This window comes from Spirosoma knui, assembly GCF_054780635.1.
Window position 1 is genome coordinate 24,291 of sequence record NZ_BAAGVY010000013.1, and the last position, 17,982, is coordinate 42,272.

Genomic DNA, 17,982 nt, shown 5'->3' on the forward strand with positions numbered 1-17,982 from the left:
TATGGCAGTCGTCGGTAAGCTTAAACACTCAACTCCTAACCCTGAACAGCGCCATCGTCGAATGGAGCGGGAGCGATTGCTTAAATCACTCATTTATGAGTTGTGGGATGGCAAACCGGTCTATTATGATGGGTATAAGGAGGTGTTGACAGGTATCAAAACGGTAGAGCAACTAATGAGTTCGAGTATCTTACAAAGTCTTCTTGCCAGTCGACTCATTGCCTACCTGTCTAACTCGCTTGACATGAACACCTATGCTGTGCTAGGCAATGACTTGGGTATTCAATTTAAAAAGGGGGATTGGCGCGCCTGTGATGTCGCGATCTTCACACTTGAGCAATTGGAGGGGCAAGACTGGGAAAAATACGCTTGGGTGCCTCCCAAAGTAGCCATTGAGATTGATACCAAAGCCGATATGAGCCGTTTTAATGAACCCTTTGATTACTACGGACAGAAAACAGAACGATTACTTGATTTTGGCGTAGAGAAGGTGGTATGGCTCTTTACAAAATCTCGGAAAACATGGATCGCTGAACCGAATCAAGACTGGGTTATAAAAGATTGGAATCAACCTATTGACATTTTATCGAATTGCCTGGTTGTTCCGGATCAGCTACTGCCGAATCCTAAAAAAGAGTAGATGCGCAGCAGCTTATTCCCTTATTCTGTATCGAAAAAATAATGTGAAAAGCCGGGAGAAACAGCCCGGCTTTTACTTTTGTGCGTATGAATACACTCGCTCCCTCGCCCACGTTTTTGTCCGACGATTTTCTGCTGCAAACGGAAACCGCCCGGCGGCTCTATCATGAGTACGCCCGTTCGATGCCGATCATCGATTACCATTGCCATCTGCCGCCCGATCAGATCGCGGCCGACAAGCGGTTTGAGAATATGACGCAGATCTGGCTTTACGGCGATCATTACAAGTGGCGGGCGATGCGGACGCACGGTGTTTCAGAGCGCTTTTGCACGGGTGATGCATCGGACTGGGAGAAGTTTGAAAAATGGGCGGAAACGGTTCCTTATACGTTACGTAACCCCTTGTATCACTGGACCCATCTGGAACTCAAGAACCCATTTGGCGTCACCGATATTCTAAGCCCGTCAACGGCGTCATCAATTTACGCAACGTGCAATGAGCAGTTGCCACACTTGTCAACGCGCACCTTGTTACGTCATTTCGACGTGCGGGTCGTGTGCACAACGGACGATCCTACGGACTCACTCGAGTATCACCGGGCAATTGCCAACAGTGACTTTACGGTGAACGTACTGCCAACGTTCCGGCCCGACAAAGCCATGGCAGCCGACGAACCCGTGACTTTCCGGGCGTACGTTCAGAAAGTAGCGGAAGTGACGAATACCGAGATTCGTTCGCTGGCTCAGTACCTCGATGCGCTGAAATCACGGCACGACTACTTTGCCGAGATGGGATGCCGCCTGTCGGATCATGGACTCGAAATGGTGTATGCGGAACCGTACCTGGACAGCGAAATTGATTCAATTTTTGCGAAACTGCTCGGAAGCGGGCAGGAGGGTACTGCTGCCATCAGTCCTCTGGACGTGTTGAAGTTTAAATCGTTCATGCTCGTGCAGTTTGCCGAATGGGATCACGAAAAAGGCTGGACGCAGCAATTTCACCTGGGCGCTTTACGGAACAACAACCGGCGTCGCCTACGTGACCTCGGCCCTGATACGGGTTGGGATAGCATCGGAGATTTTCCGCAGGCGCAGGCTTTATCCCGCTTCCTGGGGGGGCTAGACGATCGCGACAAACTGGCTAAAACCATCTTGTACAACCTGAACCCCGCCGATAACGAGGTCATTGCTACTATGATCGGCAATTTCAACGATGGTTCAGTACGCGGTAAAGTGCAGTTCGGGTCGGGCTGGTGGTTTCTGGATCAGAAAGATGGCATGGAGAAGCAGATCAACGCCCTGTCGAACATGGGGTTGCTGAGTGCCTTTGTCGGTATGCTAACGGATTCGCGAAGTTTTCTGTCCTACAGCCGCCATGAGTACTTCCGGCGGATTCTGTGCAATATGTTCGGCAACGACGTCGAAAACGGTGAGCTGCCGAACGATGTCGACTGGATTGGCCAGATCATACAGGACATTTGCTTCCGAAATGCCGAGCGGTATTTCGGATTTTAACCCCACCGTATGCAGCATCAGCTCGTCGAGACAAACGGCATTCGGCTGCATGTTGTGCAGGCCGGTCCAGCTGATGGTCCGCTGCTCATTCTATTGCATGGCTTTCCGGAATTCTGGTACGGCTGGAAGCGCCAGATCGACGACTTAGCCGGGGCCGGTTACCGGGTCTGGGTGCCCGATCAGCGGGGGTACAACCGGAGTGACAAACCGGCCGGTGTTAAGTCGTATACGGTTGATACGCTGGCGGCTGATGTCGTCGGCTTAATAGATGCCGCTGGGGCGCAAAAAGCCCGGCTGGTCGGCCACGACTGGGGTGCGGCCGTGGCCTGGTGGACAGCCGCTACGTATCCCGAACGGGTTGAGCGGCTCGTGGTCCTGAACGTACCGCATCCGGCTGTGATGAAGCAATTCGTGAGTCGTGACTTTGGACAGATGCGCCGGAGCTGGTACATCGGCTTTTTCCAAATTCCTGTATTGCCTGAACTGCTGTCGCGTATCGGTCATTGGAGGCTGCTTACCCGCACCCTCACCAGCACTAGTCGACGCGGTACGTTTATCGAAGCTGACCTCGACCAATACCGGGACGCCTGGTCGCAACCCGGTGCGTTTACGGCCATGGTGAACTGGTATCGCGCTACGATTCAGCATCCACCCAAACGTAGTACCCGAATTCGAATTACCGTGCCTACGCTGTTAATCTGGGGGGCCAGGGATACGTTTTTAAAGCGCGACATGGCGCAGCCCAGCATCGACCTCTGCGACAACGGACGTATCGTTTTCTTCGAAAAGGCAACGCATTGGGTCCAGCACGAAGAAAGCAGCCAAGTAAACCAGCTACTGATTAGCTTTCTGGCCGAATAACAAAACAAAGCTTTGCGGGAGGTCAAACGACTCATCTTCTTTTCTGCGTCGCCTGTTATTCATAAACAGCGTCTCGAATTATCTTCTTTGACCCGAGCTTGTTAACTGCCCTAGTTTTGAGTCGTAAACAACACAACGACTCATGACTTTTGAACAAGCCCGGTTGGTCCGAAAGACCTATCAGCGCGTCGCCGACGTAGCACCCGAAGCGGTTGGGCAGGTATTCTATAATCGTTTATTTGACATTGCGCCTGAGCTGCAAATTATCTTTGGTCGCGCGGGGCTGCCCGAGCAATCCATTCAGCTTATGGCCATGCTGACCTACGTAGTCAGTCGGCTCAACAACGTTGATAGTATGGTTGAGGATGCTGCGGTGTTGGCCCGTTACTACGAACACCGTGGCATTACTGAGCAGCACTATACGTATGTGGGACAGGCGCTATTATGGACCCTGGAGCGCGCACTTGACGCTGACTGGACGCCGGAGGTGAAAGAAGCCTGGACCGTCTGTTACACCTTATTGGCCGAGATAATGAGTAGCGCAGTACAATCGGCCATTACCGCCCCTGGCCCCTCAGAACCTTATCCACTCAGCTATGCACCCGGTTATTAAGATTATATTCTGTATTCCGCTGGTAGTTAACGGCTTATTCACAGCCTTCTACTTTGTTATGACTTTCGGCTCCCTATTTTCATTATTTACTCCTCCGGGACCATCACATACAAGACAGGAAGACCTGATGTTCCTGGTAATCAGTGTGACAGTGCTGGGACTATTAGGATGGGCTTACTATCTGGCTATGATCCAAGGGAAAGTGGGAGCTGGCTTCGCTTTTTTGGGGCTATCTTATCTGGCATGGCCGATTTTGTTTCTGGTACTATTTCTCTTCATTGACATAAAGAACTGGCGTTAGTAACCAGTGGAATAACTGTCACTACTGTACTGTCTGGTCTGTGACGGGCTCTACTTCCTTACTGGCTGACTTAACTCCTTTCCTCATACAACGATGCTCCACCTTTGTTTGATTACCAGTGGTATAATCTTGGTAGCCAGCCTTTATAGTTTCCTGAGAGGTTGGCTACCCGTTAGAACTCCAGTTGTATTGGCGGTTATAGTTGGCTTCGTCGGGGCAAACCTGATGCTGGGCAGTATGTATAGTTACCATACAACCCGAACGTGGCTGAATCATTCCGCTGTAGCATCCGGTGAGATCGTCGGTATTGAAAAACGGAAATCACATGATAGTGCCAAGAACCGAACCACCACGTATTATCACCCAACGGTCCGGTTCAAAACCCCGGTAGGAGAGTCCTTTACGTTCACATCGTCGGTAGGGTCTTCCCAGCACAGCCATCGTGTTGGTCAGCAAATCGACGTTCGTTACCTGCCCGGTGATCCGGAAGACGCCCAAGTGGATGAGTTTATGGGCCTTTGGCTGACAACCATTGTTCTGGCCTTTATTGGATTACCCATATTACTGGCATCAGTAGGCGCAATTGTATCCTGTCTAAAATTTAAAGTAGTCAGAGTAAATCACTAAGACCCAGCTCTCATGCTGATGAAGCTGGGTCTCATCATCTGTTGGCATCAATTAATCCGCCACCGTTTGCCTATCAACTACTGCTTATACACTTTGCCGTCTTTCATCACAAACCGCACAGCTTGCAGAGTCTTAATGTTTTGAATCGGATTTTCATCGACCGCAATAATATCGGCCAGCTTGCCCGCTTCAACGGAGCCAATCTGTGTATCCATACCCAACAGCTTGGCGTTGGTCATCAATGCCGACTTCAGCGCTTCCAGAGGAGGCATACCGGCTTCGACCATGTATTCAAACTCTTTGGCGTTATAACCGTGGATATAAACGCCAGCGTCGGTTCCGAACGCAATCTTAACCCCTGCTTTGTAAGCTTTGCCAAACGTTGCCTGAATTTTGGGGCCAACGGCTAACGCTTTCGGCGTAACCAGTGCAGGGTAGTATCCAAACATCCGGGCCGAGTCGGCTACAGTTTTGCCCGCGATAATGGTCGGTACGTAATAGGTACCGTGCTTTTTAAATAGTTCAATGGCTTCATCATCCATGTAGGTGCCGTGCTCAATGGTCTGGACACCGGCCCGAACGGCCCGCTTTATTCCTTCGGCACCGTGCGCGTGAGCGGCTACCGCAAAGCCGTAATCTTTGGCCGTTTCGACAATTGCTTTCAGTTCTTCATCCGAAAACTGCGGTCCGGAACCATCTTTCGCGTTGCTAAGCACCCCACCCGTGGCCGTAATTTTGATGAGGTCGGAGCCATCTTTATAGCGCTGACGTACGGCTTTTCTAGCCTCGTCAGGACCATTGATTACGCCCTCTTCCGGCCCTGGGTCACCCATTAAATCTTTACGAAAGCCATTGGTAGGGTCAGCGTGGCCGCCCGTTGTGGCAATGGATTTACCGACCGTCAGAATACGCGGCCCATCGACCATGCCCCGGTTGACCGCGTTACGTAACGCTACGTTGATACCGGTGCCGCCCAGATCACGTACCGTAGTGAAACCGGCCAGTAAGGTCTTCTTGGCATAGTTTGCCGCTTGAAACGCTACGTCCGGTACGTTCTGCGTGAAGCGGTCGATCAGACCCCCGCGCCGGGTTTCACTTTCCAGGTGAACGTGCATGTCGATCAGGCCGGGCAGCACGGTTTTGGTTTTCATGTCCACAACGCGGTCCTGACCCGCGTGAGCGGTGAACCCCTTCTGAACAGCGGTGATCTTGTTACCTTCTACCACGATGGTCATTTCGCGTTGCATGTCGTTGCGAACACCGTCGAACAGATTGCCGCAGTGAATCAGGGTACGTTGGGCGAACAGGGGCGAAGCCAATAGCCAAATCCCCGCCAGCAGGTACAGTTTTTTCATGAATGTCTGGTTGGTTAAGTACAAAAAAGCCGCAACCAATGGTTGCGGCCCTGAAAATACAGAAGCAGGCGAATTAATTCGCCTGCTTACAGAAATTTAGCGGTTGCGCTACGTAGCCCGCCACCGTAATCCCGGCCTACGAATAACTCCGCATTATCTTTTTACAATCACACCGTCAGCCATAAAGGTGAGGGCCTTTTCAGGTTCGGTAATCTTGGCAATCTCTTCTTTCGACTTACCCGCGTCTTCCGCGTAGTGGCGGAGTTCATCGACTGGCGTTGTGGTGGTTTCGGCAATGCCTTCAACAACTACCGTTTTACCGACGATATCCTTTGGAACAAAGAAGGCGTAGTCTTTGAACATCACGCGCATGGTTTGGCCATCCCCGGTTTTGACTTTCATCCAGCAGCCTTTCACTTTGCAGACCGACTCAACGGTACCTTCAACCTTGGCGGACATTTTTTCTTTGTCGCCCATTTTAGCCGTCAGTTGGGTAGCCGGAATGGCGTTCGTTTCGGAAATTTTTTTGCCGTGATAGCTTACCTCATGCTGAGCGAAAGCGCTGAGTGACAAGACTAATGCAAAGCAGAGAGACAGAAGATATTTCATGCGAATGATTTAGGTTTGATTACAATACTTACCTAGACTTTATACGATAGTGACCCGCAATCCATTCCATTACGAATCTGCTATATTTACCCAAAAGTACCATATCGACTGCATTACTAAAACCCTGTATGGAGCGTTCACTACAAATTTTAACGATCGGTCTGGGAGCCATGTTGCTGACGGCTTGCCAGAATGAAAAAGAAACCCCGGTCCGCACCTCATTCTTCGACAAGTCGGGCATGGATACAACGGTTAGCCCCGGCGACGATTTTTTCACCTACGCCAATGGCCGCTGGATTAAGAAAACTCAGATTCCAGGTGACCAGACCGGGTGGGGTGCTTTCTACCAGCTTTATGAAGATAACCAGCGCAAGACCCGATCGATTCTGGAGGAAGCGGCCAAAGCGGATGCGAAAACGGGCACCGTGGAGCAGCAGGTGGGTGATTTTTACGCTAGTGGTATGGACACGACTGCCATCGATAAACTTGGTTACGAGCCCGTGAAGGCGGAACTGGCCAAGATTGACGCGTTGGCTGATTACAAACAGGTTCTGAGTTATCTGGCTGCGGATGAGTCAAACCGAGGGGGCGAGTTTATCGGCCTTTACGTTGGCGCTGATGACCGGCAAAGCTCAATTAATCGAATCAATTTTGGTCAGGCGGGTTTGTCGTTGCCCGAAAAAGAATACTACACCAAGACCGACGAAGCCACCAAAAAGATACGCACTGCGTTTGTGGCTTACGTAGCCAAGCTATTCACCCTCACGGGCGTAGACTCTATCTCGGCGAAGACCAAAGCGGACGCGATTCTGGCGTTTGAGACAGCGCTTGCCCGGTCGCACAAGTCGCCCGCTGACCTGCGCGACCCCGTAGCTAACTACAACAAGTTTGCCGTGGCTGATTTAACGAAGCAGATGCCCAGCCTGAACTGGCGCAACTTGTTGAACACCATGGGCCTGAGCCGGATCGATACTATTCTGGTGGGGCAGCCGGGTTACTATCAGGCGTTGGAAAAAGCCTTCTCTACGACACCCATCAACGTATTGAAAGACCGGCTGAAGTTTGATGTGCTGAACAACAATGCCAATCTGCTTAGTCGTGATTTTGAGCGGGCGAGTTTTGAGTTCAACAACAAAACGCTGTACGGACAACCGCAGCAGCCCGAGCGCTGGAAGCGTATTGCCAGCCGCGTTGATCGTTCACTGGGCGAAGCGCTGGGGCAGTTGTGGGTTAAGAAATACTTTCCGGCCGAAGCGAAAGACCGGATGCTGACGCTGGTCAATAACCTGCAAAAGGTATATCGGGAACGTATCGAAAAGCTCGACTGGATGGCTCCCGAAACAAAAAAAGTCGCTTTGGTGAAGCTGGATCGGTTCGTTAAGAAAATCGGTTATCCAGATAAGTGGAAAGATTATTCCGACGTAACGGTTAAACGCGACGATTACTTTGGCAACGTACAGCGAGCCCGCAAGCACTATTTCAAAGAAGAGTTTGCCAAGATCAATCAGCCCGTTGATCGTGCGGAGTGGGGCATGACCCCACCAACGGTTAATGCGTATGCCAACCCCACTAACAATGAAATTGTGTTCCCGGCTGGTATACTTCAGTTTCCCTTCTTCGACAAAGACGCGGATGATGCAATCAACTACGGCGGTATTGGTATGGTGATTGGGCACGAGATGACGCACTTGTTCGATGATCAGGGACGGCAATACGATGCGAGTGGGAATCTGCGCGACTGGTGGACGAAGCAGGATGCCGAGCGGTTCAAAACAAAAATTCAGCCGGTTGTTAACCAGTACGGAGCCTATACGGTTCTGGACAATCTGCACTTGAATGGCAACCTGACGCTTGGCGAGAATCTGGCTGACCTGGGTGGTATTACGTTAGCCTATCAGGCATTTAAGCTGACGAAGCAGGGACAAAGCAATGACAAAATCGACGGTTTCACGCCCGACCAGCGGTTCTTTCTGGGCTTCGCTCAGGTTTGGCGCGAGAAAGTTCGTCCCGAAGCGGAGCGCGTTGGTGTTTCAACCGATCCGCACTCACCTGCCAAATTCAGGGTCAATGGTCCATTAACGAATTTCGCACCTTTTTATCAGGCGTTCAACGTAAAGCCAGGTCAGAGATTGTATAAGCCGGAAGTGCAACAGGCGCGGGTTTGGTAAAATTTCCCTCACCCCCTGCCCCCTCTCCCTGTGGGAGAGGGGGTTTTTTGTCCAAATTGCTTTGTGGTAAAATATATATCTGAATTACTATGGCTCGTGGTGCGTCAAGTACTCCTTCGATGAAGGAACTGCGTAGAGAGCTACGAAAAAGACAAACGGATACTGAAGGTAGTTTGTGGGAGCAACTGCGAAACCGGCAGCTAGTTGGCAAGAAGTTCCGTAGACAACACAGCTTCGGAACATTCATTGTTGATTTTTACTGCCATGAGCACAGCCTGGTAATTGAAATAGATGGCTCGGTTCATAACGCCCCAGAAGCGATGATCAATGATGCAGAGCGAGAAGCAATCCTTCGGGATATGGATTTGGTTATACTGCGTTTTTTAAACGACGACATTATGAGCAATATCAACGAAGTGCTCAATAAGATAAAACTAAGTATTACGTAGAAAAAGCCCCTCTCCCAATGGGAGAGGGGTTGGGGTGAGGGGCGAAGACTATGTCCAGTACAAGATAGGTGCGTTCGGAAAGCGCCTGGCCCATTCACTGTAGAAAAAGGCTTTCATCTCTTTCATTTCTTCAGGACGGTACACGTACTTGGTGCCGCCAAACTTATTACGTTTCTCCGCCCGTACGGCTTCGTCCATCTCCAGTGACGTATTGGGGTACCATTGCAAGAGTACATCTTTCGAGCCCGGTGTAAATCGGTGGCTGATGAACTCGACAGTCAGATCACAGGGGAAGTCCAGCGTGGCCTGGATGCGGTCGAGCAAATCAGTATAGTGTTCGCGCCAATCGGGGATGGGCATAATTGGAGCCAGCACAACGCCGACCGGATAGCCACCACCGCCCAGTTCCTGAGGGAGCGCCATCTGGCGCATGGCCTGCAAACGGGCTTCGACCGATGCCGTACCTCCTTCCAGTCGCCGGGCTACCGTCTCGGCATTCAGGCTAAAACGCGCCCGGGTCTGGCCATTGTGGGGCAAATCGAGTAAACCCTCCACCTGATTGTACTTGGAAACAAACCGCAACTGAGCGTTCTCCCGAGTGCCGTAATAGCGGATGCATTCAGCTAAGCTACCCGTCAGATGTTCAATACCTAATACATCGGTATAACAGCTCACTTCAAAAGTCGTCGGCCGGTTCGCATCGTTGCTTTGCCAGCTCTTGTTCGGTGGGTACGTTCCTTCGTAGGTGGCCGTATGTTCGAGCATCTTGGGCAGATTGGCGTAGGCGCGCACGACCGGAGGACCGGCTAAGCTACCGGCCAGGTAACAATAGTGACAGTGGGCTGGGCACCCTTCGGCCAGGTTCATTTGCCAGTCGGCCGAAGGCGGAATGGGCTGTAAGCGAAAGGCGCTCGGGGGCGCATTCACAATGGCCAGCGTATTTTTGGCAATGCGATACGTTTCGCGCTCGTCGGCCCCGCGCAAACCGGTAATGCGGTTGTTCTTAGCGACTTCAATGGGAAGATCAAAGGCCGAAATACGTTCGTACATGGCTTGTCCGAACGGCTCTTTAAGGGCATCGGGCGTGAAAACAACGCGCTTCGGCATCCACACACGAGCCGATTTGACAAGGGGTGATGACGATGACGAAGTCTGAGGTAATCCGGTTGGTTGAGCGGTCATAACGAGAGTGAGTAGACGTAGCAAAAAAGCGGCATAGACCCGCCAGCGCTACATATACATAACACAATTCGAAGCCGAATGAATCCCTGTAATAGTAAATGGGCGTCTTTTTAAGTATCTCATATTCAGGGGTGTATGGTCAATTTGGTTCGCTGGATCAATTAATTTTACGGTTCAGTCGTTGTCCGAAAAAAGCCGTAATCTTGGCGAAAAAAGTGACTATGAATAACCTAGAACCCGAAATCAAAACCCGACTACTAACGGACTGTCAGGCCTTTCTGGACGTAGCGAATCAGTTCTCAGATGAGCAGTTCAAGACTCGGGCTAACGGAAAGTGGTCCGTTGCTGACGTTATGCAGCACCTATATCTGTCGGCGCGTCCGGTAGCCCGGCTTATGGCGGGGCCGCGCGAGCTATTGCTGCAATGGGGAGAACCCCAACAGGCTTACCGGCCGTACGAGGTGATTGCGGAGACGTATAAACAGGTACTGCAAACCGGCCTAAAAGCGCCCGAAGCTATGTCACCTCGCACGGAGGATATGGCCGATGACCGGGCCCTCATTACTGAACGATTTCAGCGGGTTTATGAAACACTGGTTGGGGCAGCACAGACTTGGACCGATGAAGAGTTAGACCGTTACGTTATGCCGCATCCCGCCCTGGGCAAACTTACGGTTCGGGAAATGCTCGATTTTACCAGTATCCACACGCAGCATCACCTCGCGCTACTGCCAGTCGCATAAAAAAAGCGATCAGGTCAAAATTAGCCTGATCGCTTTATATGGACGTATTACGTACTAAATGCTATCTACTTACCGGTTCAGGCGTACACCCCGGTTGCCGACCTGTCCGAAATAGTAGTTAACGCCAAACTTAAGCCGCCCGCCTTTGCCGCGACTGGCTGTCGGGTCAATTTTGTTGTAGAAGTTACCCTCGTAGGTTATTTCGGCACCTAACCGACGGAGTATCCAGGCCATCGCGCCAATTTCCAGACCAACACTCGTGTAATTGGCTTTTGTACCCGCCGGTATGTTCTCAGAAAACTCCCGGCCTGAGTTAAGGCTTGCGCCCACAAAGCTGCTCACGCGCGTGCGGAAGGGGTAATAACGAGCGAATACGCCCACCTGACGAGAGCGGTATTTATTGCCAACTAACCGATCGTAGTCGTATCGCAGACCCGCAGCAAAACCTGGCTGAAAAAAATAGCCGAGCCGCGTATTAAAAGCCGTGTACACTTGTTTGTTAGCCAGTCCGAATCCGATACCCCCACCCAAAAACAGGTTGCCGGGCTGAAACCAGGTTAACTGATTACGTTCCTGGTAGCTGAGCGACTTTTCCACTTCCTCCTCCAGCCGTTCTTCAGCCTGAGCTGCTTTCTGACGAGCCTCCTGCTTTGTGTTCTCATCGAGGAGTGGCCGCGAACTTCGGGTCGAATCCGACCGGCTCTGGCTATAGCCAGCCGTTGTTACACAGGCAAGTACAGCAATCGTTGTAAGTAGTTTTTTCATCGTCGTTGAGTTGAGTAACGTGTTTATAGAAACCCTGTTTTGTTAACCATATCTACCTGATAAGGTTGCAGGCACGGCGACAAAAAACGCCTTTCCACGAGTGAAAAGGCGTTCTATCAATACTAGACAGCTAGCAAATTTATCGTTTCAACTGCTCGATCAGGGCGTTCACCTGCTCAGCTGAGGTAGCCGGGAAATTGGCGATACGTATCTGTGACTCTTTGAATTTGCCGTAGCCACTTCCGATAACCATGTTGGCTTTCTTGCCGTCGGCAATTACGTCGGCCGATGGTTTTTGGGTGGTGGCGACAACAACCGTTTGTGACCGGTGCCGCTCCTGTTTCACAAACGGCTCGAACTGCTCCGAACTATCCAGAAACTTGTACAGCATACGAGCTTTTTCCTCGGTTTGTTTCCGGATGGTATCAATGCCGATCTTGTTAAAATCTTCGGCGATTTTACCTAACAGGTAGATATACAATACGTTCGGCGTCGCGGGCGTTTCAAACGTTTGGTAATGCTTCCAGAGTGTCGGTAGGGTATGGTGAGCACCAATGGTTAACGAGTCGTACTGTTGCAGCCGTTCTGCCTTTTGCAGACAGGTCTCATTGGCAATCCAGACGCCCAGACCGGCGGGCATACCAAACGCTTTTTGTACCGAAAAGAAGGCCGAATCGACCAGACTAAAGTCTAAATCAGGATATGGAGCCGATGAGACCATATCCACGCACAGCAAAGTTTTTGGGTATTTACGCTTAAGCTTGTGCAGCTCAGCCGGGCGCATTTGTACACCCGACGACGTTTCGTTATGCGTAGTACAGATCAACTCGGCGTATTCCGGCACATCGATCTCCGCAGCGTCAAACCCCTCGCCGAATGGCTTTTCAACAATGTGCGCAAACTTGTGCAGCGAATGCGCGTAATCATAAAATTTCCTGGAGAACGAGCCGTTGACGAGATGAAAGCTTTCGTGTTCAACGCAGTTAAAGAGCAGCCGTTCCCAGACTTCAGAGGCTGATCCGGTAAAGAATATACCGTGCGTAGCGGGAATAGTCAACAGCGTTCGCAACTGCTCATCGGCGAACTTATAGATATCCCGAAACTTCTGACTCCGGTGCGAGATTGAGCCGATCTGCTCATCCATCGCCGTTTGCAGATGCTGATAAATCGTCGGATACAACTCTGCCGGACCCGGCGTGAAGTAAACTTGTTTCATAAAAAGTCAAAGAGTGAAAGAGCCAAAGAGCGAAAGAGTGTAATAAGCTACCGATGGCAGATTCATTCTTTCGCTCTCTCACCCTTTCACTCATTAATATAATAGTCTGAATTTGATCGTTTGATCGATGCCTTTTAATTCCTCCACGACCTCTTCACCGTATTCTTTGGCGACGTCTGTAATTACGTAGCCAATCTGCTCATTCGTCTTCAGGTACTGACCCTGAATGTTAATGTGGTACTTGGCGAAAATGTTGTTCATTTGGGCCAGTATGCCCGGTACGTTCGAGTGGATGTGCAGTAACCGGTGCGAGTTTTTCAGCAGGGGCAGTTGCAGTTCCGGAAAATTAACGCTACCGTACGTACTGCCGTTGTTGATGTATTCGAGCAGTTTACTAGGTACAAAGTTGCCGATGTTTTCCTGCGCTTCTTCGGTGCTGCCGCCAATGTGCGGGGTAAGGATCACGTTGGGAAGCTCACGAAGGGCATTCACAAATTCCTCGTTGTTTGTTTTAGGCTCCTGCGGGAAAACGTCGACGCCCGCACCGGCAACCTTACCGCGTTCGATGGCATCGACCAGCGCTGGAATATCGACGATATGGCCCCGGGAGAGGTTCAGGAAGATAACGCCGTTTTTCATGAGCGCAAACTCCCGGTAGCTGATCAGATTTTTGTTTTCCTTGCGGCCGTCGGTATGCAGACTGATGATGTCGGCGATGGCCAGCAGTTCATCCAGGCTCTTGCATTTGCGGGCGTTACCGAGCGCCAGTTTATCGACCGCGTCGTAGAAGTACACTTCCATGCCCAGGGCTTCGGCCACTACGGACAATTGCGTACCGATGTTGCCGTAACCGACCAGTCCCAGTTTTTTGCCCCGTACTTCAAAGCTGTTCTTCGCCGATTTGTCCCAGATGCCTTTGTGCATGGCATTGCTCTTGGGAACAATATTGCGAATGAGCATAATAATCTCGCCGATGGCCAGTTCAACAACCGAGCGCGTATTGCTGTAGGGGGCGTTGAAAACGGCGATGCCCCGTTCGGTGCAGGCGGTGAGGTCGATCTGGTTTGTACCGATGCAGAAGGCACCGACCGTCATCAGCTTGTTGGCGTTCTCCAGCACCCGGCGGGTGACGTTCGTTTTCGAGCGAATGCCTAGAATCGATACGTCGCGGATGGCTTCGATCAGCTCATCTTCATCCAGCGCACCTTTCCGAATTTCCACATTGAAACCTTCCTGCTCAAACAACTGAACGGCCACCGGGTGTACGTTTTCAAGCAGCAGCACTTTAATGCGGCTTTTCGGATACGACTGACTGCGGCTCAGGTGATTGTGATAAAGAAATTCATCCAGCGATGGTGCTACGTGATCGGCTTTCTCGACCACGCGGGGACGTAATACGTTCTCGGTGAAGGCATAAAACCGGTTGGCGAGGCCAGCCGCCCGAATTTCGTAGTCGGTATACCCATCGCCAATAACGTATACCTCGCCGTCGAGGTTGAGCGCGCGAATTACCTGCGATTTCCCCCCGTTGGCCGATAAGGGATTCTCCCGATCGAAGCCGACGATGTTACCGGCCTCATCGAACACGAACGTATTGGCAAAGACATTATCGGCCCGTATACCCAGCGACGTAACGATCGGCACAATGAACTCTTTAAATCCATTGGAGACCACATAAATATGATCCGCATTTTCGCTCAGGAACTGCTGATTGCGCTGGAACGAGTCTGATATTTTGCCCATCAGGGTTTCGATAAGCGCGGGCAGCTGCTCGCGATGTGCCTTCAACAGGTTCAGCCGAAGCTCGAGCGATTCGGTAAACGAGATCTCGCCCGACATGCCCCGGTCGGTAATGGCCTTGATCTGGTCCAGTACGTCATCGCGGTCGGGTCGACCAATGAGTGAGATTTCGCCCAGTACGTCCAGCGCTTCAACCTTGGTAAAGGTGCTGTCAAAATCGATGATGTAATACGTGTGTTCGGCCGGGCCGACAGTCATTGGTTTGGTGAGCATTGGGGTATAAGAAAACCCCCGAAACGAATTTCGGGGCAATTGACAATCATATATCGACCCAGCCCTAAGCCTGGGATGTACTGGTTTGCTGCAAAAATTCGAGTGCCCGCTTCTCGGACCAGGACGTAGCGTTCAAGCCGCCCTCTTTTGCCGGAAAGCCGCAATGTCCACCTTGTGCAGGAAACTCCATCCAAACGGTTGAGAGTTCCTGAGCTAGCGTTTTGGGGAAACATTCCGGTGACAGAAACGGATCATTTTTAGCGTTGACGAGTAGGGTAGGAATGCGAATTGTCGGGATAAACTGTAGTGAACTGCTGCGGGTATAGTAGTCCGTTACGTCCCGGAAGCCATTTTGCGGGGCCGTGAATAAATTATCGAACTCACGGATGCTGCGAGCTTTCTGCACAGTTGCGGTCGAAAATACACCCGGCATCGCTTCGGCTTTCTGCAGGACTTTGCGCTTGAGGGTGCGGTTAAACCGATAGTTATACACCAAACTATCCCACCGCTCCAGCCGCTCGGCTGACCCCATCAGATCGACGGGCACCGAAAAAACGACCGCCCGTTGAATGGCTGGGTCTAGCGTATGGCTTCGCTCGCCCAGGTATTTCAGCGTTACGTTGCCGCCCGCGCTGAATCCCATCAGGTGAATCGTCTGGTACCCCCTTTTGAGTGCGTATTGAATGACGAAGTGTAGATCACCCGTTTCGCCGATGTGGTAAAAGCGCTGCTGCCGGTTCAGTTCGCCACTGCACGACCGGTAATGCCAGGCCAGACAGTCGTACCCGTTCTGGGTTAGGTGCCGGGCCATACCGGCCAGATACTGACTCGTTGAACTGCCTTCTAAGCCGTGCGATAGAATAACAAGCGGCCCGGAAGGAGTTGATGAAACAGGGGCAGCTTCCGGCGTTACGTCCTCGGTTGCCGACCCGTAGGCCCAATCCAGATCCAGAAAATCATCATCCGGCGTGTCGATACGTTCGCGGACGTAAGGAACCGTAACCTTGCGAAACAACGAAGGAATAATGGTTTGCAGGTGCCCATTCCATAAGCGAGCGGGCGGTTGATAACTGGATGGAGCAATCAGCGGCATTACAAGACGCGGGTGATTGAAGCCGCAAAGGTAACACAAAGCAAAACGTGTTTCCCGCTTTATTTTAAAATTACAAAGTTTCGACTCTTGTCATCACTTGGGCATGCTGTAAACAGCGTAATGGTGATAAGCTAAAAGCCACCCCGAGGGGTAGCTTTTAGCTTGTGTTAAGGATATACAATACGTAACGCTTACTTCCGCCGGAGGTAAATGTTGTTGCTGATCGATTCGAGTTGTACGCTTGGGCCTCCGCCGTTAGTGGTGCCTTCCAGGAGGTAGCCTACGATTGGATTCTTTTGCTTTTTGCCCTTGAACTCAATGTCCAAGTCTGAGTACACTTCGCCGGTTATGGTTTTCATGGCCAGATTCGCACCTTTTGCTTTCGGCCAAGTCATGTCGACATAGCCACTGATCGTTTTGGCGAACACGGCTTCGGAGGCTCCCTGAATGTCGATGTTGCCGCTGATCGTCTCTAGTTTCAGCTTGGCCTGCCGGGGCAGGAACACCTGATAGTTGATGTCACTGCATAGGTAGTGCCGGGTTCCGTTTCGATCGTTCCAGGAAGAGCGCTGGCCAGGGCAGTCTTCAGCTTTGCCTTGCTTGGTCATTTCCTGATCGAAATCGGTTTTCAGGATTACTTCTTCAGCCGTTGCGTCGGTCGTAACAACCAGCGCGTCGTTGAGTCTGCCCCCGTTGATCGTAACAGCAATGCGAACCGATACCTCTGCCTTATCCCAGTAGCGAACCTGAATGCTATCGGCAAATTTCAGGTTGAGGTTTACGGTCTGATTCGCTTTGTAAGGCAGCTTTTTATCAATGATTTTTTGAGCGAACGCTGAGTTGATTAACCCGACGAGTAAGAGAAGGAAGACGTATTTTTTCATGGGAGTAGGAGGAGAGATAAGGCTTATTTTTGCTTACGGATATAAATGTTGCTGCTGATGGTGTTCAGCTGTAGCTCAACGCCCCCGCCATTGGTGGAGCCTTCGATGTTGTTGCCCCCGCCCACTTTCGACATCCCATCTTTCGTATTTTTCAGGCCCAGTTCGAAGTCCGTGTACATCTCACCGTTAATTGACCGCAGTCGTAGGTTCGACTTGGCAGCAGCTGGTAACGTAATGTCAATCGCACCACTGACCGTTGAAATGGCCGAAGGCTTCTCCTGACTCAGCGTTGAGTACACGACTTTTACTTCGCCACTCGTACTGTTGGCCACAACCGGACCCGTTACGTTGGTCAGGTCAATGTTGGCGTTATGCGTACGGACTTCCAGGTCGCCGTCCATATTGCTGATGACGACGTCGGACCCGCCCTGCCAGTTGGCCTGCTGGTACAGAACAGCTACTTTACGCGGAAGCCGAATCGTGTATTTAACCTGTTTACGGGCGGCTTTCTCGATACGTAGTCCACCGTTTTCGGGCGTTACGGCCAGGCCAATCCCCGAGTTGTCTACGGCATTGTTATACAAGGGTTTCAAGCCTTTGGCCCGCTCCGGTGGTGCTTCGAAGCCGGAAGAGGCCTGGATAACAACGTCATCGCTGTTGTGACCTTCGATCTTGATGTCAGCAGCGGCCATCTCGATGGTGACTTTTCGATCTTTCGAATTGGCAAGTTTGGTCTTGTATTCCTGAGCCTGGACGTTTGCTACGTAGCAGAATACGCTGGCCGTTACAATAAGGAGTTTTTTCATTGGTTTAAACTGAACAAATTGATAGTAAGTGATTTATAGATTTTAATGGGCATTTTCATCGAGATGTACCTCTCCTGTCTCCTCGCCGAGGAGTAATTAATGCTGCTGTTGGTAGTGGTCAGAAGCTACCGGGAAAGAGATGG

General features: G+C 51.2%; 17 protein-coding genes. 8 read left to right on the top strand and 9 right to left on the bottom strand.

The annotated features are described in order from the left end of the window. Position 1: 1 nt before the first annotated feature. From ACYVIY_RS23060 to ACYVIY_RS23080, 5 genes are all read left to right on the top strand, one after another. Complete coding sequence (locus tag ACYVIY_RS23060) at positions 2-640, top strand: hypothetical protein (RefSeq protein ID WP_460978786.1); 639 nt, start codon at positions 2-4, stop codon at positions 638-640. 86 nt (positions 641-726) lie between these two features. Further along, positions 727-2,154, top strand: a complete 1,428-nt coding sequence (uxaC, locus tag ACYVIY_RS23065; RefSeq protein WP_460978787.1) for a glucuronate isomerase — start codon at positions 727-729, stop codon at positions 2,152-2,154. A 9-nt stretch (positions 2,155-2,163) separates the two neighbouring features. Further along, positions 2,164-3,015, top strand: a complete 852-nt coding sequence (locus tag ACYVIY_RS23070) for an alpha/beta fold hydrolase (RefSeq protein WP_460978788.1) — start codon at positions 2,164-2,166, stop codon at positions 3,013-3,015. Between the two features lie 142 nt (positions 3,016-3,157). Further along, positions 3,158-3,628, top strand: a complete 471-nt coding sequence (locus ACYVIY_RS23075; protein ID WP_460978789.1) for a globin domain-containing protein — start codon at positions 3,158-3,160, stop codon at positions 3,626-3,628. Between the two features lie 394 nt (positions 3,629-4,022). Beyond that, positions 4,023-4,556, top strand: a complete 534-nt coding sequence (locus ACYVIY_RS23080; protein ID WP_460978790.1) for a DUF3592 domain-containing protein — start codon at positions 4,023-4,025, stop codon at positions 4,554-4,556. A gap of 77 nt (positions 4,557-4,633) precedes the next feature. Here the strand turns inward: ACYVIY_RS23080 and ACYVIY_RS23085 are convergent, their stop codons facing one another. After that, the gene (locus tag ACYVIY_RS23085) at positions 4,634-5,911 is read right to left on the bottom strand and encodes a metal-dependent hydrolase family protein (RefSeq protein WP_460978791.1); all 1,278 of its coding nucleotides are present in this window, start codon (positions 5,909-5,911) and stop codon (positions 4,634-4,636) included. A 153-nt stretch (positions 5,912-6,064) separates the two neighbouring features. Beyond that, on the bottom strand, positions 6,065-6,520 hold the full coding sequence (locus tag ACYVIY_RS23090; RefSeq protein WP_460978792.1) for a DUF4920 domain-containing protein: 456 nt from the start codon (positions 6,518-6,520) through the stop codon (positions 6,065-6,067). A gap of 128 nt (positions 6,521-6,648) precedes the next feature. Between ACYVIY_RS23090 and ACYVIY_RS23095 the strand changes: the two genes are divergently transcribed. Both ACYVIY_RS23095 and ACYVIY_RS23100 read left to right on the top strand, forming a co-directional pair. After that, complete coding sequence (locus tag ACYVIY_RS23095; RefSeq protein WP_460978793.1) at positions 6,649-8,688, top strand: M13 family metallopeptidase; 2,040 nt, start codon at positions 6,649-6,651, stop codon at positions 8,686-8,688. A 119-nt stretch (positions 8,689-8,807) separates the two neighbouring features. Continuing rightward, positions 8,808-9,137: an endonuclease domain-containing protein gene (locus ACYVIY_RS23100; RefSeq protein WP_460978794.1), complete on the top strand. Its 330-nt coding sequence runs from the start codon at positions 8,808-8,810 to the stop codon at positions 9,135-9,137. 48 nt (positions 9,138-9,185) lie between these two features. Here the strand turns inward: ACYVIY_RS23100 and ACYVIY_RS23105 are convergent, their stop codons facing one another. Next, on the bottom strand, positions 9,186-10,319 hold the full coding sequence (locus ACYVIY_RS23105; protein WP_460978795.1) for a spore photoproduct lyase family protein: 1,134 nt from the start codon (positions 10,317-10,319) through the stop codon (positions 9,186-9,188). A 221-nt stretch (positions 10,320-10,540) separates the two neighbouring features. Between ACYVIY_RS23105 and ACYVIY_RS23110 the strand changes: the two genes are divergently transcribed. Further along, positions 10,541-11,062 (top strand): DinB family protein, encoded by a 522-nt coding sequence (locus ACYVIY_RS23110; protein WP_460978797.1) that lies wholly within the window; start codon positions 10,541-10,543, stop codon positions 11,060-11,062. A 69-nt stretch (positions 11,063-11,131) separates the two neighbouring features. Here the strand turns inward: ACYVIY_RS23110 and ACYVIY_RS23115 are convergent, their stop codons facing one another. The 6 genes from ACYVIY_RS23115 to ACYVIY_RS23140 all read right to left on the bottom strand — a co-directional run bounded on the left by ACYVIY_RS23115 (position 11,132) and on the right by ACYVIY_RS23140 (position 17,839). Further along, positions 11,132-11,827, bottom strand: a complete 696-nt coding sequence (locus ACYVIY_RS23115) for a hypothetical protein (protein ID WP_460978798.1) — start codon at positions 11,825-11,827, stop codon at positions 11,132-11,134. Between the two features lie 139 nt (positions 11,828-11,966). Beyond that, positions 11,967-13,043 (bottom strand): aminotransferase class V-fold PLP-dependent enzyme, encoded by a 1,077-nt coding sequence (locus ACYVIY_RS23120; protein ID WP_460978799.1) that lies wholly within the window; start codon positions 13,041-13,043, stop codon positions 11,967-11,969. A gap of 93 nt (positions 13,044-13,136) precedes the next feature. Continuing rightward, positions 13,137-15,056, bottom strand: coding sequence for a phosphoglycerate dehydrogenase (serA, locus tag ACYVIY_RS23125; protein WP_460978800.1), 1,920 nt, complete (start codon positions 15,054-15,056; stop codon positions 13,137-13,139). Positions 15,057-15,120: 64 nt separating this feature from the next. After that, on the bottom strand, positions 15,121-16,149 hold the full coding sequence (locus ACYVIY_RS23130) for a YheT family hydrolase (RefSeq protein ID WP_460978801.1): 1,029 nt from the start codon (positions 16,147-16,149) through the stop codon (positions 15,121-15,123). A 191-nt stretch (positions 16,150-16,340) separates the two neighbouring features. After that, positions 16,341-17,033, bottom strand: a complete 693-nt coding sequence (locus ACYVIY_RS23135) for a DUF4097 family beta strand repeat-containing protein (protein WP_460978802.1) — start codon at positions 17,031-17,033, stop codon at positions 16,341-16,343. A 23-nt stretch (positions 17,034-17,056) separates the two neighbouring features. Beyond that, positions 17,057-17,839: a DUF4097 family beta strand repeat-containing protein gene (locus ACYVIY_RS23140; RefSeq protein ID WP_460978803.1), complete on the bottom strand. Its 783-nt coding sequence runs from the start codon at positions 17,837-17,839 to the stop codon at positions 17,057-17,059. Between the last annotated feature and the right edge of the window lie 143 nt (positions 17,840-17,982).

Bases quoted from the DNA above. Each gene is read 5' to 3' on its own strand.
- ACYVIY_RS23090 (WP_460978792.1), bottom strand. From the start codon at position 6,520: ATGAAATATCTTCTGTCTCTCTGCTTTGCATTAGTCTTGTCACTCAGC.
- ACYVIY_RS23100 (WP_460978794.1), top strand. From the start codon at position 8,808: ATGAAGGAACTGCGTAGAGAGCTACGAAAAAGACAAACGGATACTGAA.
- ACYVIY_RS23110 (WP_460978797.1), top strand. From the start codon at position 10,541: ATGAATAACCTAGAACCCGAAATCAAAACCCGACTACTAACGGACTGT.
- ACYVIY_RS23060 (WP_460978786.1), top strand. From the start codon at position 2: ATGGCAGTCGTCGGTAAGCTTAAACACTCAACTCCTAACCCTGAACAG.
- uxaC (WP_460978787.1), top strand. From the start codon at position 727: ATGAATACACTCGCTCCCTCGCCCACGTTTTTGTCCGACGATTTTCTG.
- ACYVIY_RS23095 (WP_460978793.1), top strand. From the start codon at position 6,649: ATGGAGCGTTCACTACAAATTTTAACGATCGGTCTGGGAGCCATGTTG.
- ACYVIY_RS23070 (WP_460978788.1), top strand. From the start codon at position 2,164: ATGCAGCATCAGCTCGTCGAGACAAACGGCATTCGGCTGCATGTTGTG.
- ACYVIY_RS23140 (WP_460978803.1), bottom strand. From the start codon at position 17,839: ATGAAAAAACTCCTTATTGTAACGGCCAGCGTATTCTGCTACGTAGCA.
- ACYVIY_RS23130 (WP_460978801.1), bottom strand. From the start codon at position 16,149: ATGCCGCTGATTGCTCCATCCAGTTATCAACCGCCCGCTCGCTTATGG.
- ACYVIY_RS23080 (WP_460978790.1), top strand. From the start codon at position 4,023: ATGCTCCACCTTTGTTTGATTACCAGTGGTATAATCTTGGTAGCCAGC.
- ACYVIY_RS23085 (WP_460978791.1), bottom strand. From the start codon at position 5,911: ATGAAAAAACTGTACCTGCTGGCGGGGATTTGGCTATTGGCTTCGCCC.
- ACYVIY_RS23075 (WP_460978789.1), top strand. From the start codon at position 3,158: ATGACTTTTGAACAAGCCCGGTTGGTCCGAAAGACCTATCAGCGCGTC.
- ACYVIY_RS23135 (WP_460978802.1), bottom strand. From the start codon at position 17,033: ATGAAAAAATACGTCTTCCTTCTCTTACTCGTCGGGTTAATCAACTCA.
- ACYVIY_RS23115 (WP_460978798.1), bottom strand. From the start codon at position 11,827: ATGAAAAAACTACTTACAACGATTGCTGTACTTGCCTGTGTAACAACG.
- ACYVIY_RS23120 (WP_460978799.1), bottom strand. From the start codon at position 13,043: ATGAAACAAGTTTACTTCACGCCGGGTCCGGCAGAGTTGTATCCGACG.
- ACYVIY_RS23105 (WP_460978795.1), bottom strand. From the start codon at position 10,319: ATGACCGCTCAACCAACCGGATTACCTCAGACTTCGTCATCGTCATCA.
- serA (WP_460978800.1), bottom strand. From the start codon at position 15,056: ATGCTCACCAAACCAATGACTGTCGGCCCGGCCGAACACACGTATTAC.